Here is a 26,512-nt window from a genome sequence, read left to right as displayed (position 1 = left end):
ATTTTGATTACATGCATGTATCCGTATAAGATAAATAAAAGTTATAACTATATGATATGGCTCTTTTAATGACTGATTTAATTTATAGAACTCTGTACCACTACTCTTAAGTTTTTTGAGGCACAATAAAATTACAAAGAGATAAGCAAAGGGATAGAGTATATCAATGGTTAAACAGACAAGAAAAATACTGCTGGCAATATTATTGGGGGTCATTGCGTTTGGAGTGATGATCGCATTTTTTACACTTGAACAGTCTCTTATGGTTGCAGTGATCGTATTGATGGTGACACTGTGGACGAATGAGGGGTTGCCTCTGGCTGTGGTTTCACTGCTTCCGATCGTTCTTTTCCCCGCCACAGGAATATTATCTACAAAAGAGACGGCGGTAAACTATGCCAATCCCATCATCTACCTTTTTCTAGGTGGTTTTTTGATCGCGATCGCTGTTGAGAAGACAGGACTTCACAAAGTGATAGCAAGCAGAATGCTAGATCTGTTCCCAAATTCTGTCAGAGGCATTATCTTTGCTTTAATCATCACATCGGGGCTTTTAAGTTCTATACTCTCAAACACCACGACCACTCTGCTCCTGCTTCCAATCGCACTCTTCTTAACCGAAGATGTAAAACTCAAAATGCGATTTGCTTTAAGTATAGCCTATGGGGCAAGTATTGGAGGTATATTGACACCTATCGGTACGCCGCCTAACCTGATACTTTTGGGGATCATGAATGAGATGGGGATGGAAGCTATTCCTTTTGTCCAGTGGATGTATATGGTTGCACCATTGGTTTTCTTGATGTTTATAGCAGTGGGGTATATTCTGGGAGCGGGTGTTAAAAATCTGTATATTGAAGCAGATCTCAGTAACAAAACGCTTACTGCCGATCAAAAGAAAGTCGTCTATCTTCTTTTCGGGTTGATCATACTGCTCTTAGTCAATGCTCCTATTAAACCGTATTACAATGGATTGGGGTTGAGTGAACCGGGTATACTGCTTGCAGCCGGGCTGCTTCTTTTTGTCCCGCCTTTTTCAATTTTGGAGTGGATGGATGATAAAGAGAGCATCCCCTACCGTATCATGTTTCTTTTTGGTGCAGGGTTTGCGATAGCTGCGGCGGTCACAAAGACGGGTATGGCTGAAGAGATCGCTTCACATCTTATGGGCTTCGCGAATATGCCTATGATCCTGTTCTTACTTATCATTGCTGCTATGATCACCTTTACTACAGAGATCACCAGCAATACCGCACTGATATCGATCATGCTTCCTATTCTCTATAAGGTAGCCGAACAAACGGGTATGGATGCAACACTGATCATGATGGTCGCGACGGTCTGCGCTTCGTATGCATTTATGCTTCCTATTGCTACCCCGCCTAATGCAATAGCGATGAGTTCAGGTGCAGTTTCAGTCAAAACAATGGCGACATACGGGATCATGTTTAATCTAATGGGTATTCTACTTATCGTGACAATTGCCCGATCTCTCTGGATACAGTTGCTGTAGATCGTAGTTTATTCCATCTCCAGTGTCATCAGATACATCTCTTCACCGTCAAGGACCGATACATCTGTACTTTGGCAGTGAAGACACTGATAGCGAACTTCATTCTGCTCGCTCTCTTGCTGACACGTATTGCAGTAGAGCTTAAGATCCTGTAGCTGCATGACAAATTCTGCACCGTCACACACGGTTTTTTCTCTAAATGTTTCAAAAGCGGTTTTTAGCAGATGTGGTTCCACTCCGCTGAGTTTGCCTATTTTGGTCACTACTTTGGTGACTTTCGTTGAATTATTTGCTCTGGCATGATCTTCACACTGTTCTAAAAGGGCTTGGACTATGGAGTATTCATGCATGACGTTAGCATATCCTAGGTAAAAGTTCGCCTTTTGGCAAGTCAAGATAACGGCTGCTTCCATAGGCAGAATGAAGGATGACCCTTCCCTCTTTTTTTCTACTTACCTGGCCGATCATAGTTGCTTTCTTTGTGACTTCTACTGTATGCAGTGCAGCTAATGCCATTTGTGCATCTTTTTCAGGGACAGACAGTATAAAGGTACCCTCATTGGCAAAATCAAAAGCTTCAAAACCAAACAGTTCACATATCCCCTGCACCGCTTGATCAACAGGTATGTTTGACTCTTTGATTTCCAAACAGACTGCACTTTGTTCAGCCCATTCATTCAATACTGCAGAAAGGCCTCCACGTGTAGCATCACGCATAGCAGAGATAGAAACATTTGCATCGATTAAGGCTTGAACTGCTGGCCATAATGTGGCACAATCACTCTTAAGATCACCAGAAATTCCCAATCCTTCACGTTCCATCAGGATCGCTGCACCATGCCGTCCCACATCACCTGAGACGATAATGATATCTCCCTCCTGAAGATGATTTGCTGAGATCCCCTCTTTTTCTATCTCCCCTATGCCTGAGGTATTGATAAATAATTTGTCAACGGCACCTTTGGGAACCACTTTGGTATCACCACAGACAATTTTTGCTCCGGAGTGTTTAAGCTCCTCTGCCATTGCTTTTACGATAGTCTTCAAGTCATCAAAAGAAAATCCTTCCTCGATCATGAAGGAGGCACTAAGATAAAGTGGTTTGGCACCCATCATGGCAAGATCATTGACCGTACCTGCTATGGCAAGTTTTCCTATGTTTCCACCATTGAAGAAGATCGGGCTTACGGTAAAACTATCTGTGGTAAACGCGATCTTTTTTTTGACTTCCAAAACGGCAGCATCTTCTGCAGCGAGCAGTGTATCATTGGAGAAATAGTGATAGAAGAGATCGTGAATGAGGCTGTTAGTCTCTTCTCCACCACCACCGTGGCTCAGCTGTATCTGTTTAGGACTTGTCATTTAGATCTCTCCATATCGGTAATAGGCATTACAGGCACCTTCTGCGCTGACCATACAACTACCCATAGGATTGTTTGGTGTACAAGCCGTTCCAAAGACCTGACAGTTATTCGGCTTAGCCAATCCTTTGAGTATCGTTCCGCAGATACAAAGTTTATGGTCATCAATAGGCTCTGTTGGTAGAATATCAGCAAATATTTTTTCTGCATCATAAGCAGCATACTCTTCTCTTAGTTCAAGTGCACTATCTGGAATGTCGCCTATGCCACGCCAGCGAAAATGTTTACGTGGTTCCATGAATTTTGCTATCATTTCCTGTGCTTTAATATTGCCCTCTAAGGTCACAGATCGGCTGTATTGAATCTCCATTTCACAGCGCTCTTCATTCTTTTGCCTCACGATCATCAAAATGCTCTGCAGTACATCAATCGGTTCAAACCCACTGACTACTACAGGTGCACCATATTTTTCAGGTAATGGCTGATAGATCTTCGCTCCACTGATGACGCTGACATGTGCAGGGCCTATAAACGCATTGATCTTTGCCTGACCATCTGCCATGATGGCATCCACTGCCGGAGGAACAAGTACATGATTGATATGAAAATAAAGATTAGTGATACCTTGTTTTTCGACCTGCTCTAGTAATGCTGCTGTCATAGGGGTTGTTGTTTCAAAACCTATGGCAAAGAAAACAACTTTTTTATCTGGATTTTCAAGTGCGATCTTGATCGCATCCAAAGGTGAATACAATGCGCGTATATCACAACCATTAGCCCGTTCCACCGCCAAAGAACTTTTAGAACCTGGTACACGGATCATATCACCCAGGGTGAGTAAAATGGTATCTTCCATCTGCGCCAAGGCGATTGCATGATCGATCCGTTCTTTTGGCATGATGCATACCGGACAACCAGGACCATGTATAAAATCTATATTATGAGGGAGTAGTTGCTTTAGCCCATATTTCATAATGGTATGGGTATGCCCACCACATACTTCCATAATATTTAACGTTTCTTTTAAATTTTTTGTTTCATCCGTAATGGTCTTAGCCAAGGCTTTGATAACATCAGGGTCTCGAAACCCGTCATAAAGATCTTTAAGCTGAAGTTCACTCATACCTGGGTCCGATTATCACATTGGTCATCCGATTCAATGACTTGCCGTCTCTCTTCCTCTTCCATAGCTTCAAGCATTTCCCGATAAAGCTCAAGACTTTGCAAGGCTTCTTCTTCATCTATTTTATTCATTGCAAAACCGACATGGATGAGTATATAGTCTCCTATGTTGATCTCATCAGCTATGAGATCAAGGCTTACATGGCGTTTGATCCCCATTGTATCAACTGTAGCCATATTGTTGTCATCAATTTTCACTACTTTAGAGGGTATGGACAGACACATATTAAGCCCTCATTTTTCGTTTGAAATTTATCCACTCTACAACGGAACGAATAGACTCTTTATCATTGATATTGACTTCCAGGATATCCACATTGGGTTTAATGCGTCTGGCCTGGGCTTTTTCATTTTCAATATCATACTTGAAGTATGGCAGAAGGTCGGTTTTTGTGATGAGGACAAGATCGGCCTGACGGAACATGACAGGATATTTGGCTATCTTGTCTTCCCCTTCGGGTATAGAGACCAGTACGATGTTCAAATGTGTACCCACATCATAAGAAGCAGGACAGACCAGGTTTCCTACATTTTCCACAAAACATACATCCAACCCATCCAACGGCATATCGTGTAAACCTTTATGCACCATAAAAGCATCCAAGTGGCAAGCAGAACCAGTCTGTATCTGCATGGCAGGAATGCCTTTTGCTTGAAGCCTCTCTGCATCTTTACTGGTTTCTAAGTCACCCTCAACCACACCAAATTTAAAATCTGCCACATCTGCCATATGTTCCAACAGCGTGGTTTTCCCACTCCCAGGACTGCTCATAAGGTTGATACCCAATATACCTTTGTTGTTAAAATGTTGTCTGTTATGCTCTGCTTCATGGTCATTTTTATCTAAGATCTTTTGAATGACTGAGATGGTTTTGGCATCATTGAGTTGTGGATTGTGATGTAAATGTTCATGTGCTTTTTGATGCTGATGAGAATGAGCATGATCTTTACCTTCATGACTATGCTCCATCACACTCTCTGTTATACTACACCCACAATCTGTACACATATTTTTCCTTTATCCTAATAATATATTCGTTCCGACTATCAGTGAAATGAAACCGGCCGTTGCAAATGCTCTTCTTACGTTTTTTAGATTACCTAAAAAGCTTTGATTGATATAGAGTATCAACAGTCCAAATGCAAAAAATACCAGCATGACCCCAAGTGTAAAAAGACCTACCATCGATAGATCTACACTGCTACCTTGAACAGCACCCAGTGTGATCAGCATACCTCTCACACCTCCTGCTCCCATTAAAAGTCCCAGTGAGAATGAAGAACTGTTCTCTATGCCATGGTGTTCATGCGACTTTCCAAACCAAATGTGTATGTGCTCTTTATCGCCATGCTTATGTTTTCGCAGTTGAATACGATTTGTCAGAACCATCGTAAGTAGATAGATACCTATACCTATGATCACCATGGCAGAGATCATATCTCCATAGGCTAAAATTTCTTCAGATAATTCAATGTGTTGGAGTATTTTTGCAAAGATAAAAAGGCTGAGACCATGACCTAAGGCAAAGAGTGCTGTGATCAACAAGGTTTTTTGTTTATTTTTTCCTATGGAAAAATCAGCAATAGCGGTAAGATGATCAGGACCAAATGCATGTAAAATACCATACCAGAAAATAAGTAATAAACCAGCTTCCATCTTGCGTTCCTTATACTTTTAATTATAGAGTCTTTTCATAAAATTGTGTTTAAAGATATGCATCTTTATCATGCGTTTTGTGTTGAGTAATAATGCAAGGCATGCCATGCCTGTCCTCCAGCGATCCCACCATCATTGATCGCTGTATCATTTTGAAAATAATAGTTACGATTCTCTTTTTTACAGCGTCTGATGATCTTCTCAACCAGTACTTTGTTCTGGAAAACACCTCCAGAAAAAAGAAGTGGGAGCGTAGGATGTTTTTGGGCGATCTGAAAAATGATCTCTACGACTGTATTAAAAAAGGTTGAAACAATGCGTTGTCTATCTTCCATTTGTACCATAGATTCTACCATCGATTGTAGGTTGATCATACCATTCTCTATCTCAAAATGAAAGATATCCGTGATGCTTTCATCCACATACTGTTCCATGACCAAGCCACTTTCCCCTTCAAAACTTGACAGATGTACAATATCTGCAAAACTTGCCACAGCATCAAAAAGTCTTCCCATAGAACTGCACAATGGAGCATTCATGCCCTTCTCCCATACCGTATGAAGCATGTTGACCTCTTCTTTGGAAAATTGCTGTAATAGTGGCAATTTTAGTGCATGTATCTCATCAAGTGTATAGGTTTCAAACAAGAGAGAAAGAGCAGATCTGCGTGGCTCTTTGATGGCCTTTTCCCCACCCAAAAGACGAAAAGGTGAAATGGTCACAATACGTTCATAGTTTTGATGATCTGCTATCATCACTTCTCCGCCCCATATGGTTCCATCATCACCATAACCCGTACCATCAAATGCAAATCCCAAAACTTTTCCATCCATATGATGTTCGCCCATCACTGCAAGAAGATGAGCATAATGATGCTGTACTTCAATGGCTTGTAAATTTGGATGATTTTTTTGTAATTGTTTAGCCCATTTTGTGGTCATATATTCGGGATGTTTATCATAGACGATGACATCAGGTTCAAAATCATAAAAGCGTTTAAATGTATGAAGTGTACGTTCAAAATATTCAAATGCTTCTAGTGAATTTAAATCACCGATGTAGGGACTCATAATAAGCGTATTATCAAAGATCAAAGCAATACTGTTTTTTTGATTTGCTCCGACAGCGAGTATCTTTTTCTCACTCTTAAACGGTAGTTTCATACTTTTTGGTGCATAGCCTCTGGACATACGAAGTGTTATCTTTTCATCGCCTACCATTTGTAAGACACTGTCATCATTTGCATTGAGTATATCGCGGTCATGGTCAAGTATCAGATCAACAACAAAGCCAAGCTTCTCAAGTAACTCAACACTGTTTTGTATGATCGGGTCATCACTGTGATTCGCACTTGTAGCAACAAGAGGAACATTGACCTCCTCGAGCAGAAGATGATGCAAAGGTGTATAAGGAAGAAAAACACCTATGCGGTCAAGACCCGGTGCTACAAGAGGACTGAGTAAACTCTCTTTTCGTTTAGGAACGATGACGATAGCTTTTTCTTTGGATGTGATGAGTTCTGCTTCCCTTAGAGATATGTCTGTAGAGGCTTTTAAACTTTCTATATCTGGGAACATCACGGCAAAAGGCTTTAGTGGTCTTTGTTTGCGTTTTCTTAACTCATCTACAGTATTGGTGTTGGTGGAATCACAGATCAGATGAAATCCTCCAAGTCCTTTGACTGCTACAATAGACCCTTTTTTGATAGCATCTGCTGTTAATTTTATAGTATCATTGCCTTTTATTAATACGTTTCCCTTAGGATCAAGTAATTTGAGTGTAGGTCCACAGTCAGGACAGCTGATGGGCTGTGCATGAAAACGGCGATCCAAAGGATCCATGTACTCTTTTTGGCACGCTTTACACATCATAAAAGAATGCATAGAAGTGTTGGGTCTGTCATAGGGAAGTGTTTCTATGATACTGTAACGCGGTCCACAGTTAGTACAGTTAATAAAAGGATAAGCGTGTCGTCTATTGGTTGGATCATGCATCTCTTGGAGACAATTTTTACAAATGGCTATATCAGGAGAAACCAAAGTAGATTTCTGATTTGCTGTGTTACTTTGAAGAATTTGAAAATTTGTATAACCGACGTACTGTGTATCTTCACTTGAGAGTGTATCGATACGTACAAGAGGGGGCAGTTCTCTGTGGAATGCTTCTGTAAATGCCTCAATGGCACTCTTTTTACCCTCAAGTTCTATGTTTACCCCAGCTGTAGTGTTTACTATAAATCCATTTAAATGGTAACGGTCCGCGAGCTGGTAGATGAAAGGACGAAAACCAACGCCCTGTACAACCCCGGTGATGTTAAACTTTCTATTCACTTCCAAGGGTAATCGCTCCAAATGCGACATTGGCATCATCTATGCTTAAACGTTTGTTTCTATAGATCGGATAATTGATACTCAGAGCATTATAGGCACGCATCAATAATTGACGGTTTTCAAATAATCCACCGCTGAGTGTCACACCATGGATACCTATATTTGCATCTGCATTTTCAGCCTGCTGTGCAATAAAGTCTGCCAAAGAATCAATAAAACCAAAACTCAGGAGATACTCATCAAGACCGGCAAGTTTGAAACTCATGGCAGAACGGATGGCAAGCCTCGGGTCAAGCTGGTATCCCTCTTCTGTGCTTATGACTTTATAATCGATACGAGGACCGGATTTACCGTTGAATTCAATGGCAGTTGACTCAAGTTTTTCGCATGACTCCAGTGCATCGCTCCCTTCATACAAGCCGATAAAAACAGCTGCCATAGACCATATTTTGGTAATGTCAGAAATATCGGTATGGGATGTAAACTTCACTTGTTCGATCGTATCACAGAGGTCAGGAAAACTCTTTTGGAAATTGTTCACCAGACGCATACCACCCTCGTCCATGGTTCTGATCGCTTCTAACATATGTTTAGGCTGACAGATGGTATTATCTCTGAAGAGTACCATAGGGGTATATCCTATTTTTCTGGAAAAAGAGAAGATATGAGATGGATGTGTTCGGCTGAAATGTATCCCACAGAGTGACTGTTCGTCAAGTCCATGTTCAAGTACAATGGAACGCATGGCAGCATGTGCAGGTTCAAAACGTATCGCATTGGCAAAGGTAGGTGCTGCATCATTCGCAACATAGCGTATAGTTGGTTTTTGTAAGGCAAGTATTTTGTTCAACTGTAAGCCATTTACATCTCCACAGGCCTGAAAACCGTTATACTCACAGAAAGAAGGTTGTTTTAAAGGGATATCCATAGAAAATGGCAGCATATCACGACCTGATGTGATAATCAACTTTTCATCCAGCGCAGTAGCAACACGTAATGTAGATACATGGTCAGAGTACACTGCATCTATATCTTTCTTTTTTAACGCAATAGAGAGGGCCAAAGTAATTTTATCATCTGCGAAGAAGACAGGATAAAAAGGTTGATCCAATGTATTTTCAGCGCGAAACATTAATTTCGGTTTTAAACGCACGGAAGGTTTTTCCACTGTCATCAAGCTATCCAATTCACATTGCGTGATAAGAAATTTATCTGAAATATCTGTAGGATCGCAAAAGAGAATACCCTGATCGTTTTGTTCCTTTGTATGTAATAAAGCAAAGCGGCGTGTTCCATTATAGGTAGGTAAGACAATTTCACCTTTCTCTTCCAAGACAGTTGCCAATTGCAGAAAAAAATCCTTTTCTTTGGATGCTTGGATGCCTGTATAAGTAGTGAGATCATCCATAGAAATAGATAGTTCACTGAACCCGCAAACAGTACATGGATGAAACGGATTCAATGTGTTGATCACTTTTTCCTGGCATTCGGGGCAATATGGTACTTCATATGGAGCATCATTCTTAGAGAGTATCTTAGAAGCTACCTCGGTGTTAGCCTCCTCTATCTTGTACTCTTCCAAGAAGAGTGACTGGGGGACGAGCAAGGATATTTGTTCCGCCAGTGCCTCTAAGCTTGTTTGGTCAGCTGAAGCTTCTATCCTGAACTCTGTGCCATTCTGGTATAGTGAAAGCGGTAGAGTTGAGAGTTCATTGATACGATTTAACAGTCGTATAAACAACCCATTACTATGGGTGTATGTAAATTTAAACGCTATATGCATCAAGTACCCTAAATGAGTTTGGTAGAATGGCCTGCATATCGACTTCAGCTTTTTTGACTGCAGCAATTCCCATGGTTTTTAAGTAATGTAGCAGTGTCTTTTCCATCAGTGGTACGGCGGCAGCTACACCCTCAGAAAGAGAAAATTCTGTGGCTTCTATCACTGTGGGTACGACACCCATGATCATCGTAGGTGGACGATCGCCTGCAAGATCCATCATATTGAGAGTTTGCAGCATTTCAACCTCATGTGCACTACCCTGCCAGTCTACTGCATCAGGCACTGCATCAAAATCAAAGAAATAAACTTCACCAGCCTCTACTCCTGGTGCATTGATCGTATCAACAATGATCACATGATCATACTCTACGATGATAGGTATGAGTCTTTGTGCAAGGGTCCCTCCATCCACAAGATCGATCTGAGGTTCACCTTCAAAACGGTATTTCTCTCCTATATAATTGATAAAATGTACCCCGATGCCTTCATCACCAAATAGCAGGTTCCCAATACCTAATACTAAAATTTTCACTTTTTATCTTTTTCCTCAGACTGGCTTTCTAGTTGTTCTTTTTTCAGATGGTAATCATACCCTGTAAACATTACATCAAGCGCGGCATGTTTAAATCGTATGGCAGACCAAATGACCATGTAGATATGGATAGGGATAAAGACCAAAAAACCCCACATTGTAATATGATGTATAAAACGTACACTAGCAAGTCCACCGAACCATGCCTCAACTACGCGCATTGAGTCATATAACAAACCACCAATACCTTGGTGATAGACATGTACATACAATATTAATCCAGTAAGTGAGGCTGTAATAACCAAGAGCGTGATTATAAAGTAAGTAAAAAACTGTAATGGCCCATACAACCCTATTTTACGTAATTCACCGAAAAAGAAATATGACTTTAACGCAACTAACCAAGATTTTAAACTGAATACATCTCTAAGTGAACGTAATTCACCATTACTATCTGGTCCAAAAAAGAAGAGATAGATACGAAGCAGACCGGAAGATATCAGTACAAATCCCAGGATAAAATGCCACATTGCCCACTTTCCATAAAGTAGTTTATCCGTTGAACCTTCAGACAAAATGAATGGATGTGCTAGATAGAACCCGGTTATAATTAATCCCGTTACTACAAGGGCACGTATCCAGTGTAATATTCGATTACCCCAACTATAAACAAAATCAGGATGTTCTATAATATATTCTTCTGGTTTTTTCATAGTTTTCTCTCCTTTTCATTCCTTTTTATTCAAGGAAATCTATTTAACACATTAACAAGCTGTCCCACTGTTCATAGGATTCACTTTAAATTCACTAAGTTCTGCACCTTTCATATCCATCACATGTACGGAACATGACATACAAGGATCAAAAGAGTGAATCACTCTGAGTACTTCAAGCGGTTTGGTCGGATCTTCAAGTTTTAAACCTACCAAGGATGCTTCATAAGGGCCAATAGTACCGTTACCGTCCATCGGTCCAGCATTCCATGTTGTTGGTACGACTGCTTGATAATTTTCTATGACTCCATCTTTAATACGTACCCAGTGACTAAGTGTTCCACGAGGAGCTTCTCCTATAAAGCGGCCTTTGTAGACTTTTGAATGATCAATCTCAAACTTAGTGTACGTACTGTCATCGGTTTTGATATTCTCTACCAGTGAATTAAAGGTTATGATAGCATTGTCAGATATCAATTTAGTTTGAAGCATTCTTGCCGCTGTTCTACCTAATGTCGTAAAGAGTGCACCTACCGGCAGTCCCGTCCTTTTTAGAAAAGCGCCTACTTCCGCTTGGACCTTTGTATTGCCTCTGGCATAATTAACCAGTAAACAGGCTAAGGGACCAACCTCCATCGCTTGATCGTCATAACGAGGTGATTTCACCCAAGAGTATTTTGCATTTTCATCGATGATCTTTGCTTCTCCATTCACAGTATCACCATCTACAAAACCAGTATAGTCTGGTTCAGTCACACCATCCCAAGGTTGTAAGTGATTTGTACCTTTATACCATGCGTGTGTCACATCTTCTTCTATCTTCATATCATCAATATCGAATACTTGAGTAATATCACCATTTGTGATGTACCCACTTTGGAAAAGATTTTCTGTACGGTTTAGCATAAATGCATCAGCAGCAAGGAAGTTCTTCACCCCTACTCCACCTAGTACGGTTTCTTCTGTACCGTAGGCTTCTGCAGCCATGATGATATCTGCCTGATAGGCACGATCGATGAAGTCTTTAACAATTTTGTATTTTTCTTTCCATTGAGCCAGACGTGTAGGACTCAATATATCTCTGACACAGGTCACCCCACCCACCACAAGACTTTGCGGATGCGGCTGTTTTGCTCCAAAGATAGCGAACATCTGTGCAGCTACACGCTGTACCTCTAGTGCCTTGAGATAATGTGAAAGTGCGATAAGGTTCTGTTCCGGAGAGAATTTGTAGGTGCCATTCCCCCAATAGGCATTGGCGAATGGACCAAGTTGACCTTTATCTACAAACTCTTTCACTCTCTTTTGTACAGCAGTCAGTTCATCTGCTCCTGTTGCTATAGGTGAATCAGAATATTTAAAAGCCAACTTGGATGCTTTTTCAGGGTCTGCACTCAATGCTGAGACCACATCGACCCAGTCAAGACCATGTAAGTGGTAGAAATGTACCACATGGTCATGCATATAAAGAGATTCATTAAGAAGTGAACGTATCAATTGTGCATTGTAGGGTGCTTCTACACCTAAGGCATTCTCTACCGCTTCCACACCGGCCTTGTAATGTGAATAAGTACAAACACCACAGATACGCTGTGACATAAGTCCAGCATCACGAGGATCACGCCCTTTAAGAATAAGTTCGATCCCTCTCCACAAAGTCGATGATGAGTAGGCTTTTTGTACTACATTGTTTTCATCTACTTCGACTTCTATACGCAGATGTCCCTCAATTCTAGTTATCGGATCGATCACTACACGTCTGTTACCCATGACTTACTCCCCCCTTTTCATCATGTTTATTCATAAATATACTTGCAACGGCATGTGCACCTATACCAACCAATGTTGCAGTAAGAAGTGTGGTGCCTATCTTATCAACAGTGGAGTTGAGTCCCATGACGAGATGTGAATCGATCGGTTTTTCCAATGGCCCCATCGTATCCCAGAAGTCCGGTTCAGAACATCCCATACAACCGTGTCCCGCACCAATCGGCCAATTGACATGCTGGTTAAAGCGTTCTGTAGAACAGTTGTTAAAGGTATACGGACCTTTACATCCCTGCTTATAGAGACACCATCCGTCTTTAGCACCATCATCACCGAAACTCTCTACGAACTCTCCGGCATCAAAATGTCCGCGACGTTCACAAAGATCATGTATGCGGTTACCGTATGCCCATTTTGGACGATGGTAACGGTCAAGTGCAGGCAGTGTACCAAAGAGTAAAAAGTGCATCAGTGTACCAACAATATTTGAAGCACTTGGAGGACAACCAGGAACATTGATAACAGATTGAGAAACCACCTTGTCAACACCTTTTGCACCGGTAGGATTTGGTGCAGCAGCCTGAATACCACCAAACGCAGCACAAGTTCCTATGGAAAAGATCGCTGCTGCGTCTTTGGCCGCTTCTGTAACAACACTGAGGCCTGTTCGACCTTGGGGTCCCATGGTCAAATACTGACCGTTCATAGCTGTCGGTACTCCACCCTCAACAAGGAGAATATACCTTCCTGCATATTTTTTTAAAGCTTGATTCAGGTTTTCTTCCGCTTGCCAGCCTGATGCAGCCATGAGTGTCTCATGGTATTCAAGAGAGATATAGTCAAAAATCAGGGAATCGACTGTTGGCGCATCAGAGCGTATAAAAGATTCACTACATCCTGTACACTCTGCCATATGGAGCCAGACCAACGGTATACGATCGGCCATTTTAGCAGCTTCAGCAAATAAAGGAGTGAATTGGGAAGGCAGGGCAAGCATTGCTGTAATACCTGCAGCCCATTTGATGAAGTCACGCCGCTCAATACCACGACCTTCAAGCATCTGCTCTATAGACTCTTCTTTAAATGAAGGCAACTCAGACAACGCCTGTATACGATCTTTTGCTTTTGCATAAAGTGCATCAAAACCATTCATCTTCAACCCCTTTAATTTTTGTATGTGCTAAGTATATCATAGGAACTCTAATAATATTTGCTTCTACCAAATATTATAAAATAATTTTTAATTATGACAATTATCTATTTTCTAGAACCATCCTCTCAACATAAGATACCAGTACATCGGTTTCAACTGATAGAGGTCAAATGCCCACCACAGAAATCTGGGTTTTGCAGGATCCAGGAATGGTACGGTAGGTGCTAGACCTTTGTAGTTAAATTCAGCCATGATGATCTCACCATATTCTGTTTTAAGCGGACAGACTGTGTACCCATCGAATTTCTCCATCAGTGGCTTACCTTCAAGTGCTGAAATAAGGTTGCCCACAGCGATAGGACCATGATGTCTAGTAGATCCACCGGTTTTACCTAACGGAATACCACAAACATCACCCATGCCAAATACATTTGGGTATCTTCTATGCTGCAGTGTTTCCTGGTCTACTTCAAGCCATCCCTTAGCAGTACCTTTTTGCCAACCCAATTGAGAATCCACCAATGCCTGAGGAGGCCCCATAGGCGGTACAATATGAATGAAGTCATAAGAGATGTCTACCATTCTTTTTTCTTCAGATATATCATACTCTTCCAGATCTTCATCATATTCCCCTTTGACCTCATAGGTCTCTTCAAACGTTGCTACCTTGTTCTTTGTATCTATGGCAATAAGATTGTGTCTAAAATGATTGGTAATGGTGTCATACTTATTTTGTACTTCTAGCAGTGATTTTTCGATCTCAGGGATGTGAAACAGTTTTGCACTGTCAGTAGCGTAAATATAATTCGCCCCTAAATCATTTTTTTTCAAATGATCTGCACTGAGGTAGAGGATCTTTTGTGGTGCACCACCACATTTGATAGGTGTGTTCGGACTTGTATAGAGTACTGTTGGTTTTTTACCTGAAGCTGCTGCCTCTTTGAGCGCGTTGAACCAGTGCAAAGTCACTTCACCACCTTTAGCGGTACCTTTTTCCAGATTGTTCAGATAGACACTGGAGATACTGTTTTTACCTATATCCTCTTCACTCAGACCTTTGATCCAATCATAGTGATAGACTATCCCGGTAGCCACGACCATATAATCATAAGGTACTTCCACACCGGCACGTGTCGTTACTTTATTGTTATCCGGATCAAATGAAGCAACTTCATCTTTGATCCAATTGACATCCTCCGGTATGAACTCTCTATTCTCTTTTGCAATATCATCTAACGTATAAAGCCCGGCAGCCATAAAGACCTGTCCCGGCTGATAAAGGTGTGTCTCATTGGGTGCAATGATCGTAATATCTGCATTAGGTAAAGCACTGTGAAGTCTGGCAAGTGCCATGATACCGCCTGCTCCACCACCAACAATCAAGATCTTGGCATTCTTTTCACTTTTGGCTGTTGGTGCTTCATCTGCTTGTAAAAAAGGAGATGAACCCACCAATGTGGCCGCCCCACCGACCCCCATCATTTTGAGTGCTGTTCTCCTACTGATACCTTCTTCTATGGCTTCACCATGCAACAGTTCCACTAAAGGTTTACTATGCTCAATTTTTTTATGCTTCATAAATTAAAATCCCTATGATTTATTTATCTTAAGTATAGGATAAATAAATTTTACAAATACTGAAAATAATCTATGAATATGATGATAAGCATTTAAATAAAGTGTTTTCATTTAAAGGTAGTATTATCTTAAGTACGCAGTTGCTTCAATCATAAGAATAGTGATATAATGTTCTTAAAAAGAGATAAATCTATGGCTGGGCAACTTATACAAGCACTTTCTGGGTTGGGAATGTTCCTGTTTGGTATGTTATATATGGAACTTGCACTGAAAGAGGCAGCCGGGCGCCGTTTTAAAACCTGGGTCAAGAACTCAACATCTTCTACTCTTAAATCTCTAATGACCGGAACGATTGCCACTGCGATGCTTCAAAGTTCTTCTGTCGTCACGCTTATGACATTATCATTTGTGAGTGCCTCTCTGATCACATTGTATTCGGGGATTGCCGTTATATTTGGTGCAAATGTCGGTACAACTGTGACATCATGGATCGTTGCAACACTTGGTTTTAAGGTTAAGATTGAAGCTTTTGCTTTACCGATGATAGGTGCAGGAGGTCTGCTGCTTATATTTGCATCTTCAAATCAAAAAATTACATCTGTGGCTAAAGTATTTGTTGGGTTCGGCCTTTTATTTCTTGGTCTTGAATTTATGAAAAACTCTATAGAGTCTTTAACCAGTCTGATTAACCTTGAGAAATTTTCACATTTACCTCTCATCGCTTTTGTTGGTATCGGTTTTTTTCTTACAGCACTTATCCAGTCAAGTTCAGCGGCTACAGCTATTGCACTGAGTGCACTCTATGTACACATCTTAAACTTTGAACAGGCCGCTGCCATGGTGATCGGTACGAATATAGGGACAACTGTAACAGCGATGCTTGGTGCTATGGGTGGTATACCTGATAAAAAGCGTGCAGCTCTGGCACATTTTATCTTTAACTTTATCACTGCGGTCGTCGCATTCTTGATACTTACACCTTTGACACAGTTTTTGATGGATATTCCGGCTTTAAAGCATGACCCTATCACAGCATTGGCTCTTTTTCATACGATATTTAATGTATTGGGTGTCGTGCTGCTGCTTCCTTTTATATCACTGATGGCTAAGTACTTGAAACGACTTTTTGTCTATCGTGAACCCGAACCGACACGGTATATACATTTGGTCGATCCTGAATTTTCAGAAACGGCACTGGTTGCATTACGTGATGAAGTAAACAATCTCTTTGTTAAAACGATGAAATATGCACTTTTGGTCGCAAATATAAAACCCAATGATATTTTTGTAAAAAAACTAGGTCTGAAAGAGGCTGTAGAAGCCAATCAAGAGCAAATAGAATTCGATCATAAAATAGCCTATAACACGATTAAAGAGATAGAGATCAAGATCATGGAATTTGTGTCGGTTTTGAACCAACAAGATCTTTTGGAGGATGAAAGAAAAAGCCTGCAAACACTTTTAGCATCCGTACGTGAATCTGTCTATGCAGCTAAGATGCTGAAAGATATAAAAAATGACATGAATGAATTCTCAGAAAGCAGCAGTGAGACCATTCATACGATCTATGATGCTATACGAAGAAATCTTCTCTATGCGATCCTGATTTATATCAATTATATGGAAGAAGTATGGAGTATGGATAAATGTACAGAAAAATTCTCTAAAGCAGAAGAAGAGAATCATCGTATAATGAACGAAGCAAGTATTTCTATCAGTCATAAAGGTATTAACGAAAAGAAAGTGATCTCTCTGCTCAATACCAATCGCAGTGTTTTCATTGCAACACAGGCACTTTTCGAGGCATCAAGATCAGTATCACTGCACTTCCCGCTTGAGGATTAGGTGATAGCCATTTAGTCCTCTTGTGTTATAATGCTGCCCATACAAAAACAAGGGTGTACTATAGTGGAAACTTCATCAGTTCAAACACAAAAATTCATTTTAAAACTCTTTCCGGAGATCATGGTCAAAGGTTCTTCTGCCAAACGACAAATGGTAGGACAGCTTTATAACAATCTTGTAAAACTTTTAGGTAGATATAGTGCTGATATCACGGTCAAAAAGTTCTCTGATAAGATTGAGGTTGTTACACCTATAGAATTTCTTACTGAGGTACGCCAAACACTTCTTGACACCCCAGGTATAGAACAGGTACTCGAAGCATTACAGTTTGATGGCATGGAAACACTGGATCAGATCAAGGTCAAAGTCAATGAAATGATGGCAAAAGAGATCATAGGTAAGACCTTTGTGGTACGTGTTAAACGTTCAGGAACTCACCCTTTTAATTCTACACAAATAGCACAGACCGTAGGCGGATATATGTTGGCACACAATGAGACAAAAGGTGTGGACCTGCATCATCCGGAAGTCACGATTCGTCTGGAGCTCCTCAATAAGCAACTCAATATCATTACGATCAAACATGAGGGACTCAGTGGTTTTCCTTTAGGTACACAGGGAGATATACTCTCGCTGATGTCCGGTGGTTTTGACTCGACAGTGGCCTCTTACCTCACGATGAAAAGGGGTATAAAAACCCATTTCATCTTCTTCAACCTTGGTGGGATCGCCCATGAGATAGGTGTCAAACAAGTTGCACTTTACCTTTGGTCCAAGTTCGGTGCTTCGCATCGTGTCTCTTTCATCTCTGTGCCATTTGATGCAGTCATCGAAGAGATATTCCGTTCGACCCATGAGAGCTACATGGGTGTAACACTCAAGCGTCTTATGCTCCTTGCCGCTGAAAAAGTGGCCAATGAACTGGAAATAGATGCACTGCTTACGGGTGAAAGCGTGGCACAAGTTTCTAGTCAGACCTTGCGTAACCTGGCACTGATCGACCAGGTGACCAATAAACTCATTTTACGTCCACTCGCTACAATGAACAAACCTGAGATCATCAAGATAGCCAGTGAGATAGGCACACGCCGTTTTGCAGAGAATATGCCTGAGTACTGCGGTGTCATCTCCAAAAACCCTATTACGCACGGTTCATATAAGCGCATGGAAAAAGAAGCAGCACGTTTTGACTACTCTGTGCTGGATAAAGCTGTAGAAGATGCACAGAAGATCTATGTCGATGAGATCATCGATGATGTGACCAATGCGGCACCTGTAGAGGTGATACATGACCTCAATGATGATAAGTATGTGGTCATAGATATACGTACGGAAGATGAGTGCATCGAAACACCGTGTAAAAGCATTAAGATCCCATTCCATAAACTCAAGACAGAGTTCAAGAAGCTGCCGCAGGATAAGGAGTATCTACTCTACTGTGACAAAGGGATCATGAGCCAACTACATGCCCAGTATCTGCGTGATGCAGAGAATGTTAAAAATGTAAGGGTATATCGACCCTAAAATATTATGAAAATGATGTCCCTGCATGCCATTATCATCGGTGAAAAAGCCAAAGAACCTTTACGTTACGTAGAGAGTGCCCAGGCTGTTAAAGGTAAAGGCTTGGAGGGTGACCGTTATTTCTACGGACAAGGCACCTTCAATAAACCCCAACTTTCCCAAGATGTAAGAGAGATCAGTATACTTCCTTTTGAATCTTTGGCAGAGTGTAACAGCCGATTAGAGAGTCACTTGGACTTTTTGGACCTGCGTCGAAACCTTATTATCAAAAACTTCGATGCTTCACTGTTGGAAGAGAAAATTTTCAGCATTGGTACGACCAAGTTCCGCATCGTACGTACCTGTCCTCCATGCCGTTACCTTTCCAGACTTTTAGATGAAGATATGATGAAGGGACTGAAACATATAGGTGGATACAGGGCTCTTATTGTACAAAGTGGGATGATCAGTGTTGGAGATGAAATTAGTTATTAACACTCGAAGATACTAGAAAAACTTAAATTAAAAATCCTCATATACATCTTCTTTTATTGTAATTACACGCATAATACACATAGGCTTGCTATCCTCAAAATCGAGATACATTACGATCAATAATTACATGGCAGGATGTTGTCTGTCTAATAAGATATAAAAGGAATATGGATGAAAGTTTTAATCATAATAGCAGCAATGATCGCCTCACTGTATGCGATAGATTTTTCGCATATGAGTACGGAAGATATGATGCATATGCGTGGTAGTATACCTATGGAGCAAAGAGATGACTTTAGAAAAGAGATGCAAAAACGTATGCAATCCATGACACAGGAAGAGCGTCAAAAATATGGTATGCAAGGTAAAGGCATGATGAGTGGTCAAGGAATGATGGGTATGGGCAATCAAGGTATGATGGGTGGCCAAGGAATGATGGGCATGGGTAACCAAGGTATGATGGGTGGTCAAGGTATGCATTGCTGTTGCTGCTGCTGTTGTTGCCAGGCAATGATCAACAACCGTTGTATGATGGTAAATAAAGGTATGGGTAAAAAAAGTATGATGGGTGGTCAAGGTATGAAACAAGGTAAAGATATGAAGTGTGGCGGCCAAGGTATGATGATGAAAAATCAATAAATGACTGTGGTAGCCTATAAAATGAGGCTACCCAACTTATCTTTCTAAAAAACTACATAAGTATACATAGCCGATGCACACTGACTTACTATACGCAATTCAATGGAATAAAGGATAAGAGATGCATTATTTTGATCATGGCTGGGGTATGGGTTTTGGAATGTGGTTCACATTTATAGTTTTCGTACTTATAGTTTTTTATTGTTTAAAGGAATCTACAAAAAGTGAAAAGCAAGACGCTTCAGCTCAAGATATTCTTGATAAACGCTATGCGAATGGAGAGATAGACACAGAAGAGTATAAAGAAAAATCAAGTGCTCTTAGAGAAAAATGATCATTTATGTTGCACAGAAGGTACACACATTCTTGTTATTCTATTTTTCATAAAATAGAAGGTTATGTAATGAAATGGATACTGCTATTAATCTATCTACTCTCTACACTACTTTCAGCTAAAGATGTCTACTACAATCTTACCATAGACTATCAACAAGTAAATTTCACAGGGGAAAATGTAGAAGCTATGACCATTAATGGAGGTATCCCCGGTCCTACCATTAAAGCCCAAGAAGGAGATTGGGTCAATATCAAAGTAACGAACAATATGGATGTAGACACTTCCATTCATTGGCATGGTATTCTTTTTCCTGGTCGTAACGATCAAGATGGTGTTCCAAATCTCACTACACCTCCTATTAAGGCACATGGTTCGTACACATTCCGATTTCCCCTGATACAGTCCGGAACATACTGGTACCATTCTCATACTAGACTTCAAGAACAAAGAGGTGTGTATGGTTCCATTATGATCCAACCGAAAAAGAAACGGTATAAAGTGGATAAAGAACTGGTTCTTATTCTGTCAGACTGGACCAATGAAGACCCACAGGAGGTTATGAGAACACTGAAACGCGGCAGTGAATACTATTCCATAAAAAAAGGTACTGTACAGTCACTCTGGGGTGCAATTGAACACAATGCCGTGGGCAATATGCTGACACAATGGAAAAATCAAATGCCTGCTATGGACCTCTCTGACGTCTATTATGATGCTTTTCTTATCAACGGCAAACAGAACAGTAGTTACAAAGCAAAATCCGGTGAGAAGATACGTCTGAGAATCATCAATGGTTCTGCCTCCACCTTTTTTTATGTGCAGTATGCAGATGGCCCTTTACATATTGTCTCTGCAGATGGTGTAGATGTGAAGCCTTTTGATCAAGATAAACTTCTTATATCTGTTGCAGAGACCTATGATGCTATCATCACTGTTCCCAATGATGGAACTTTTGAACTGAGGGCAACTGCCCAAGATGGTTCGGGAAAAGCTTCGATCTATATAGGTCATGGAGAAAAGGAATCGGTGAAAGGAGTACCCAAACCAAACTATTATGCCATGAGATGCGGCGCTTCTATGAAACCTAAAGGTAAAGGGATCGGTGGTAGTAAAACAATGAAATGCAGTGGCGGGAAGTCGGCAGTTGGTATGAAGTGCGGCGCTTCCATGAATATGAAAAAAATGGATATGTCCTTATCTCAAAGACCGCCTACTCCTTATGCCAAACTCGAAGCATTGGAAGATACCACACTTGATAAAAAACGTCCATGGAGAGAAGTGCATCTCACACTGAATGGAGATATGCGCAGCTATATCTGGAGTTTTAACGGTAAAACACTGAGCGAAGAAGACAAAATACCTATCAAAAAAGGTGAGAATGTACGTTTTATCTTTGAGAATAAGACCATGATGCATCATCCGTTGCATCTACATGGACATTTTTTCCGTGTGGTGAATGAAAATGGAAGTCGCTCACCGCTGAAACATACAGTGGATATCGCACCTTTAGGTAAGAGTGTCATAGAGTTTGCAGCCGATTATGAAAAAGACTGGCTCTTTCACTGTCACATTCTTTACCATATGATGTCAGGTATGACACGTGTAGTCAGCTACGGTACACCCAAAAATCAAAAAGAACAAGCCAGTTACAACAGGTTCATCAAGGAATTTGATAAGTGGTACTTCTGGGGTAATATGCTGGCACTTGACAGTATGAATGAAGGATTGCTTGCAGCTGCAAGCGGGAAGAACAGTTTGATTGCTTACTGGGAGAGTGATTATGATACAGAGTATGATAACTACATTGTTTATAACAGGTATATAGACCGTTTCAGTTCCTGGTTCGGTGGTGTCAGCATTGCAGACAGAGAAAGTGATAAGACACGTGCGATTATTGGGTATAACTATCTGCTTCCGGGACTCATCGATGCAAAATTATGGGTGGACAGTCAGGGAGATGCGCGGATCTGGTTCATTAAAGAGCTCATGCTGACCAATAACACGGGATTGGAACTTGAATACCAATACGATACTGAACTCAAAAGTGAATGGTCTGCCACTTTGGATTACCGTATCAACAAACAATTCAGTATAGGTGCACGTTATCACAGTGATACAAAATGGGGTGCGGGGATACGATGGTTTTTCTAGCACCGATAATGATGGAAGGTGTCTATTATGATATCCCAAAAAATTCGACACCGATTGAAGAAATTTTCCCTCACTTACATAATCAAGTCACCACTATCTAGATCTCATCTTCTGTAAGATCATAGAGTTTGTAGACCGTTTGGTCGATCTCTTTGTCGGTGTTGGCTATTTGATCTTGTACTTGGATTTTATCGTTTTCGAAGAGGGCTTGCAACTCTTTAAGACCGTTCTTTGAAACATAGACATTACAGTTATAACTTGTGCGAGTATTCTATCAATAAAGAAGTTGGAGTTAAATGGGACAGATTGATTTTCCTTTGTTCACTTTTTCTTATTAAATTATATAATTTAAAATATTTAAAATTCAAAGACATTTTTGTTATACTCTTAATACATACTAACGAAACAGAGGGTACTTTACTCCTCCAGCTGTTCTATACTTACAAAGAAAGGACCACCTTCATGATGAATGATTATAAAAGCCTTAAAGAGCACTACAGGTTCACACCAGAGGAAGAAGAGACCTTAAACGCACTTCAACCTAAAATGGCTTCCATTGCAGATACTTTTATAGACGAATTTTATGATTATATCTGGGGCTTCGGTGAAACGGCTCAGTTTTTAAAAAATCAAGAGATCATTGATAAACATAGAAAAAAGATCAGGGAGTGGTTTATTAACCTGTTTAGCGGAAAGTATGACCTGCAGTACTTTATGTACCTATATAAGATCGGTGAAGTACATATGAAGATCGGGCTGCCGACGCATTATGTCAATTCTGCTTTTACCTTTGTCAGAACCTTTGTGCTCAAGCACATTGAAGATGACTACGACAATAAAGAGGAACACATTAAAGTGATCAATGCGGTTGAAAAGATCATAGACATGAACCTTGACTCTCTGACAAGTTCCTACAGGGAAGAAGAGTTAGGAAGGTTTCTCTCTTTGTCTAAAGTCGAAAAGAAGATACTGACCGGACTGAAAGAGTTCAACTCTTATATCAATTATTTTTTGGCTGCTGCACTGGCTATCGTTGCATTTTTTTCTATAGGTCTTTTTTTATATGACATCTACCTGTTATTTTTTACTGATGTGAAAATAGAAGAAGGAATCTTAACCGTGCTTGGAAGCCTGCTTGTTCTATGGGCAACGATCGAGCTTATCCATGAAGAGATCAACCACCTTCAGGGTAAAGGCTTTGCCATAGGTGCTTTTATCATGCTGGCCATGGCAGCACTCATCAGAAAAGTACTGATATACTCTTTGTCTTCTGAAAAAGGGGATGAGCTGCTCGTTATAGGCGGAGTGATTGTCGGACTGGCCATTGCTTACTGGCTTGTAGGAGCAAAGAAAAAACATCTTCGGTCCTGACAAAACATACTAAAACATACGATAAAAAGGACGATCGTTGATAAATGGATGCTTTATCCCTCCCTGATCAGCCAACTGTCACGTGCACGTATAATACACACTTATGTGATAGCATAGATAAAAGTGACAGCAAAGATAGTGACAAAAAAAGGATAGTGCAAAAAAGAAAACGATGAAAAAAGAAAACGATGAAAAAGGAAAACGATGAAAGAGGCTCACAAAGATGTGGTGTGCGGTATGGATGTTTCAGAGGATTCCAAATATAAAAGTGCCTATCATCATAAGACCTACTACTTCTGCAGCGAACAGTGCAAAAGCAAGTTTGATGCCTCGCCAGAGACCTACCTTCATACAGAAGATGCAAAAGAAACAAAAGACACATTACACACAGAGAGTTGTCCTGATGGCAGCTGTGACATAAGCCCGAGTGTGACACAATACACCTGCCCCATGCATCCGGAGATCATCAAGGATGGACCAGGAAACTGTCCTATATGCGGTATGTCACTCGAACCTGTGATGGCTGCTGAAGAAGGAGAGAACATCGAACTCAGGTCAATGACACAGCGTTTTTGGATCTCTGCGTTCCTGGCGCTTCCTCTTTTTGTCTTGGCGATGGTAGCAGATATGATGCCTTCACTTCTACCGCAGAACCTCTCAACAAAAACCTTATACTGGATAGAGTTTGCTTTGGCGACCCCTGTAGTGCTTTGGGCTGGATGGCCTTTTTACGTCAGGGCTTGGCACTCTGTAAAAAGTTGGAACCCCAATATGTTCACGCTCATTGCGCTCGGTGTTTCGGTGGCATGGACCTATAGTCTAGTGGCCTTGCTTTTCCCCACTATTTTCCCGCCACAGATGCGGTCAACGGAGGGTACGGTACATGTCTATTTTGAAGCAGCAGCAGTGATCACTGCTTTGGTGCTGATGGGGCAGGTACTGGAGCTTCGGGCACGTTCAAGAACCAATGAAGCCATCAAAATGCTTCTCAGTCTTGCACCCAACACTGCCACGCTCATTCATCCTGACGGATCGGAAACGACGGTTTCTACTGAAGAGGTCAAAGTAGGCGACAAACTGCGTATCCGTCCCGGAGAAAAGATACCTGTGGACGGTGTTGTAGTGGAAGGAGCGAGCCATGTGGATGAGTCTATGGTAACGGGTGAGCCTATCGCTGTCAATAAAACATCAGGCATGAAACTGATCGGTGCCACGATCAATGGCAGCAGTACACTTGTGATGCAGGCAGAAAAGATCGGTGCAGATACCCTACTCTCACAGATCATCGATATGGTAGCCAAAGCACAACGTTCACGTGCACCTATACAGAAACTCGCAGACCTTGTCTCCTTTTATTTTGTACCGACGGTGGTGTTTATATCTATTCTGACCTTTATTGTATGGTATCTCATCGGGCCCGAGCCCAGATTGGCATACGCACTGGTATCTGCAGTAGCAGTTCTCATCATAGCCTGCCCCTGTGCCCTGGGTTTGGCAACACCTATTTCGATCATGGTGGGTACGGGAAAAGGAGCAGCGAATGGGGTACTGATCAAAAATGCTGAAGCGTTGGAGATCATGGAAAAAGTAAGTACGTTGGTCGTCGACAAGACAGGTACATTGACGGAGGGTAAACCTAAACTTGTTGCTATAGAAACAGTCGGAGAGATAGAGGAAAATGATCTGCTTCAGTTGAGTGCTTCTCTTGAACATTCAAGTGAACACCCTATCGCTCTGTCAATCATGGAAGAAGTAGAAGAACAAAAGATACCATTGCTTGAGGTGAAAGCGTTTGACTCCATTACCGGTCAGGGTATCAAGGGGGTTGTCAATGGACGGGAAATGGTGATAGGCAACATACATCTGTTTGAATCTTTAGAGGTCGATACAAGCAGTCTGAAAGAGAGGGCCGAATCCTTGAGAGGAGATGGTGCTACCGTGGTACTGGTCGCCATAGATGATGAGATCGCCGGCCTCATTGCCGTGGCAGATCCCATAAAAGAGACCACACAGGATGCCATCAATGCACTCCACAAAGATGGACTGAAAGTTGTAATGATGAGTGGAGACAACCTGACCACAGCCAATGCTGTCGCGAGAAAACTTGGTATTGATGAAGTACATGCGGATGTACTCCCCGATGGCAAAGCAGACATCATCAAAACACTTCAAGATCAAGGCGAGATCGTCGCCATGGCAGGCGACGGGATCAATGATGCCCCTGCACTGGCCCAGTCCCACGTAGGGATCGCAATGGGTACAGGTACGGATGTTGCTATGGAGAGTGCTGGGATCACACTTGTTAAGGGTGATCTAAGAGGTATCGTCAAAGCCGTTCATCTTAGCCGGGCTACCATGAAGAATATCAAACAAAACCTCTTTTTTGCCTTTATTTACAATACTCTAGGGGTGCCTGTCGCCGCAGGTGTGCTCTACCCTTTCTTTGGTATTTTGCTCTCTCCTATGATCGCTGCTGCTGCAATGAGTTTCTCTTCGGTGTCGGTGATCTTGAATGCATTAAGATTGAAAAATAAGAAACTCTAACTAATAAATTCATTGATCTATAAAAAAACTACACGCAGACTGCACATACTCTAGATTA

At 41.2% G+C, this 26,512-nt stretch carries 22 protein-coding genes; 9 read left to right on the top strand and 13 right to left on the bottom strand.

What is annotated here, in order from left to right:
- Nucleotides 1-166: 166 nt before the first annotated feature.
- On the top strand, nt 167-1,513 hold the full coding sequence (locus tag PF327_RS04190; protein ID WP_289401477.1) for an SLC13 family permease: 1,347 nt from the start codon (nt 167-169) through the stop codon (nt 1,511-1,513).
- A gap of 8 nt (nt 1,514-1,521) precedes the next feature.
- On the opposite strand, the gene hypA is transcribed toward PF327_RS04190, so the two are convergent.
- The 13 genes from hypA to PF327_RS04125 form a co-directional block, all read right to left on the bottom strand.
- On the bottom strand, nt 1,522-1,863 hold the full coding sequence (gene hypA, locus PF327_RS04185; RefSeq protein ID WP_008242784.1) for a hydrogenase/urease nickel incorporation protein HypA: 342 nt from the start codon (nt 1,861-1,863) through the stop codon (nt 1,522-1,524).
- 4 nt (nt 1,864-1,867) lie between these two features.
- Complete coding sequence (gene hypE, locus PF327_RS04180; RefSeq protein WP_289401476.1) at nt 1,868-2,875, bottom strand: hydrogenase expression/formation protein HypE; 1,008 nt, start codon at nt 2,873-2,875, stop codon at nt 1,868-1,870.
- Nucleotides 2,876-3,997, bottom strand: a complete 1,122-nt coding sequence (hypD, locus tag PF327_RS04175) for a hydrogenase formation protein HypD (protein ID WP_289401475.1) — start codon at nt 3,995-3,997, stop codon at nt 2,876-2,878. It lies immediately after the preceding gene.
- Nucleotides 3,994-4,281 (bottom strand): HypC/HybG/HupF family hydrogenase formation chaperone, encoded by a 288-nt coding sequence (locus tag PF327_RS04170; protein WP_008242787.1) that lies wholly within the window; start codon nt 4,279-4,281, stop codon nt 3,994-3,996. The genes hypD and PF327_RS04170 overlap by 4 nt, the downstream gene beginning before the upstream one ends.
- Nucleotide 4,282: 1 nt before the next feature.
- Nucleotides 4,283-5,065 (bottom strand): hydrogenase nickel incorporation protein HypB, encoded by a 783-nt coding sequence (hypB, locus tag PF327_RS04165; protein ID WP_008242788.1) that lies wholly within the window; start codon nt 5,063-5,065, stop codon nt 4,283-4,285.
- A 9-nt stretch (nt 5,066-5,074) separates the two neighbouring features.
- Nucleotides 5,075-5,713, bottom strand: coding sequence for a hypothetical protein (locus PF327_RS04160; protein ID WP_008242789.1), 639 nt, complete (start codon nt 5,711-5,713; stop codon nt 5,075-5,077).
- Between the two features lie 68 nt (nt 5,714-5,781).
- The gene (gene hypF / locus PF327_RS04155) at nt 5,782-8,079 is read right to left on the bottom strand and encodes a carbamoyltransferase HypF (protein WP_289401474.1); all 2,298 of its coding nucleotides are present in this window, start codon (nt 8,077-8,079) and stop codon (nt 5,782-5,784) included.
- On the bottom strand, nt 8,036-9,826 hold the full coding sequence (locus PF327_RS04150) for a Kae1-like domain-containing protein (protein ID WP_289401473.1): 1,791 nt from the start codon (nt 9,824-9,826) through the stop codon (nt 8,036-8,038). Before PF327_RS04150 ends, hypF begins: the two co-directional genes overlap by 44 nt.
- Nucleotides 9,810-10,358, bottom strand: coding sequence for a HyaD/HybD family hydrogenase maturation endopeptidase (locus PF327_RS04145; protein WP_008242792.1), 549 nt, complete (start codon nt 10,356-10,358; stop codon nt 9,810-9,812). The genes PF327_RS04150 and PF327_RS04145 overlap by 17 nt, the downstream gene beginning before the upstream one ends.
- Entirely contained in the window at nt 10,355-11,071 is a 717-nt protein-coding gene (gene cybH, locus PF327_RS04140) for a Ni/Fe-hydrogenase, b-type cytochrome subunit (RefSeq protein ID WP_008242793.1), read from the bottom strand. Before cybH ends, PF327_RS04145 begins: the two co-directional genes overlap by 4 nt.
- A gap of 51 nt (nt 11,072-11,122) precedes the next feature.
- Complete coding sequence (locus PF327_RS04135) at nt 11,123-12,841, bottom strand: nickel-dependent hydrogenase large subunit (RefSeq protein WP_289401472.1); 1,719 nt, start codon at nt 12,839-12,841, stop codon at nt 11,123-11,125.
- Nucleotides 12,834-13,991 carry a hydrogenase small subunit gene (locus PF327_RS04130; protein ID WP_289401471.1) on the bottom strand — a complete coding sequence of 386 codons (1,158 nt, stop codon included), beginning with the start codon at nt 13,989-13,991 and terminating at the stop codon, nt 12,834-12,836. The genes PF327_RS04135 and PF327_RS04130 overlap by 8 nt, the downstream gene beginning before the upstream one ends.
- A gap of 111 nt (nt 13,992-14,102) precedes the next feature.
- Nucleotides 14,103-15,569: an NAD(P)/FAD-dependent oxidoreductase gene (locus PF327_RS04125; RefSeq protein WP_008242798.1), complete on the bottom strand. Its 1,467-nt coding sequence runs from the start codon at nt 15,567-15,569 to the stop codon at nt 14,103-14,105.
- A 192-nt stretch (nt 15,570-15,761) separates the two neighbouring features.
- Here PF327_RS04125 and PF327_RS04120 point away from each other — a divergent pair, with 192 nt between their 5' ends.
- The 8 genes from PF327_RS04120 (at nt 15,762) to PF327_RS04085 (ending at nt 26,454) form a co-directional block, all read left to right on the top strand.
- Entirely contained in the window at nt 15,762-17,414 is a 1,653-nt protein-coding gene (locus tag PF327_RS04120) for a Na/Pi cotransporter family protein (RefSeq protein WP_008242805.1), read from the top strand.
- A gap of 63 nt (nt 17,415-17,477) precedes the next feature.
- Nucleotides 17,478-18,938, top strand: a complete 1,461-nt coding sequence (thiI, locus tag PF327_RS04115) for a tRNA uracil 4-sulfurtransferase ThiI (RefSeq protein WP_289401470.1) — start codon at nt 17,478-17,480, stop codon at nt 18,936-18,938.
- A gap of 15 nt (nt 18,939-18,953) precedes the next feature.
- The gene (locus PF327_RS04110) at nt 18,954-19,412 is read left to right on the top strand and encodes an MOSC domain-containing protein (RefSeq protein ID WP_289401469.1); all 459 of its coding nucleotides are present in this window, start codon (nt 18,954-18,956) and stop codon (nt 19,410-19,412) included.
- A gap of 171 nt (nt 19,413-19,583) precedes the next feature.
- Nucleotides 19,584-20,051, top strand: coding sequence for a DUF1104 domain-containing protein (locus tag PF327_RS04105; RefSeq protein ID WP_289401468.1), 468 nt, complete (start codon nt 19,584-19,586; stop codon nt 20,049-20,051).
- 121 nt (nt 20,052-20,172) lie between these two features.
- Entirely contained in the window at nt 20,173-20,385 is a 213-nt protein-coding gene (locus tag PF327_RS04100) for an SHOCT domain-containing protein (protein ID WP_008242809.1), read from the top strand.
- Between the two features lie 69 nt (nt 20,386-20,454).
- Nucleotides 20,455-22,539 carry a multicopper oxidase domain-containing protein gene (locus tag PF327_RS04095; RefSeq protein ID WP_008242814.1) on the top strand — a complete coding sequence of 695 codons (2,085 nt, stop codon included), beginning with the start codon at nt 20,455-20,457 and terminating at the stop codon, nt 22,537-22,539.
- Nucleotides 22,540-23,001: 462 nt separating this feature from the next.
- On the top strand, nt 23,002-23,910 hold the full coding sequence (locus tag PF327_RS04090) for a protoglobin domain-containing protein (protein ID WP_008242816.1): 909 nt from the start codon (nt 23,002-23,004) through the stop codon (nt 23,908-23,910).
- A gap of 204 nt (nt 23,911-24,114) precedes the next feature.
- The gene (locus tag PF327_RS04085; RefSeq protein WP_289401467.1) at nt 24,115-26,454 is read left to right on the top strand and encodes a heavy metal translocating P-type ATPase; all 2,340 of its coding nucleotides are present in this window, start codon (nt 24,115-24,117) and stop codon (nt 26,452-26,454) included.
- Nucleotides 26,455-26,512 lie beyond the last annotated feature (58 nt).

The organism is Sulfurovum xiamenensis, assembly GCF_030347995.1.
Taxonomy (GTDB): Bacteria; Campylobacterota; Campylobacteria; order Campylobacterales; family Sulfurovaceae; genus Sulfurovum; species Sulfurovum xiamenensis.
The sequence above is the reverse complement of the archived record's forward strand: the minus strand, read 5'-3'. Positions and strand labels throughout refer to the sequence as shown.

Bases quoted from the DNA above. Each gene is read 5' to 3' on its own strand.
- PF327_RS04190 (WP_289401477.1), top strand. From the start codon at position 167: ATGGTTAAACAGACAAGAAAAATACTGCTGGCAATATTATTGGGGGTC.
- hypF (WP_289401474.1), bottom strand. From the start codon at position 8,079: ATGCCAATGTCGCATTTGGAGCGATTACCCTTGGAAGTGAATAGAAAG.
- PF327_RS04100 (WP_008242809.1), top strand. From the start codon at position 20,173: ATGCATTATTTTGATCATGGCTGGGGTATGGGTTTTGGAATGTGGTTC.
- cybH (WP_008242793.1), bottom strand. From the start codon at position 11,071: ATGAAAAAACCAGAAGAATATATTATAGAACATCCTGATTTTGTTTAT.
- PF327_RS04150 (WP_289401473.1), bottom strand. From the start codon at position 9,826: ATGCATATAGCGTTTAAATTTACATACACCCATAGTAATGGGTTGTTT.
- hypE (WP_289401476.1), bottom strand. From the start codon at position 2,875: ATGACAAGTCCTAAACAGATACAGCTGAGCCACGGTGGTGGTGGAGAA.
- PF327_RS04110 (WP_289401469.1), top strand. From the start codon at position 18,954: ATGTCCCTGCATGCCATTATCATCGGTGAAAAAGCCAAAGAACCTTTA.
- PF327_RS04135 (WP_289401472.1), bottom strand. From the start codon at position 12,841: ATGGGTAACAGACGTGTAGTGATCGATCCGATAACTAGAATTGAGGGA.
- PF327_RS04130 (WP_289401471.1), bottom strand. From the start codon at position 13,991: ATGAATGGTTTTGATGCACTTTATGCAAAAGCAAAAGATCGTATACAG.
- PF327_RS04095 (WP_008242814.1), top strand. From the start codon at position 20,455: ATGAAATGGATACTGCTATTAATCTATCTACTCTCTACACTACTTTCA.
- PF327_RS04125 (WP_008242798.1), bottom strand. From the start codon at position 15,569: ATGAAGCATAAAAAAATTGAGCATAGTAAACCTTTAGTGGAACTGTTG.
- PF327_RS04120 (WP_008242805.1), top strand. From the start codon at position 15,762: ATGGCTGGGCAACTTATACAAGCACTTTCTGGGTTGGGAATGTTCCTG.
- hypD (WP_289401475.1), bottom strand. From the start codon at position 3,997: ATGAGTGAACTTCAGCTTAAAGATCTTTATGACGGGTTTCGAGACCCT.
- PF327_RS04085 (WP_289401467.1), top strand. From the start codon at position 24,115: ATGAAAGAGGCTCACAAAGATGTGGTGTGCGGTATGGATGTTTCAGAG.
- hypB (WP_008242788.1), bottom strand. From the start codon at position 5,065: ATGTGTACAGATTGTGGGTGTAGTATAACAGAGAGTGTGATGGAGCAT.
- PF327_RS04105 (WP_289401468.1), top strand. From the start codon at position 19,584: ATGAAAGTTTTAATCATAATAGCAGCAATGATCGCCTCACTGTATGCG.
- hypA (WP_008242784.1), bottom strand. From the start codon at position 1,863: ATGCATGAATACTCCATAGTCCAAGCCCTTTTAGAACAGTGTGAAGAT.
- PF327_RS04170 (WP_008242787.1), bottom strand. From the start codon at position 4,281: ATGTGTCTGTCCATACCCTCTAAAGTAGTGAAAATTGATGACAACAAT.
- PF327_RS04090 (WP_008242816.1), top strand. From the start codon at position 23,002: ATGATGAATGATTATAAAAGCCTTAAAGAGCACTACAGGTTCACACCA.
- PF327_RS04160 (WP_008242789.1), bottom strand. From the start codon at position 5,713: ATGGAAGCTGGTTTATTACTTATTTTCTGGTATGGTATTTTACATGCA.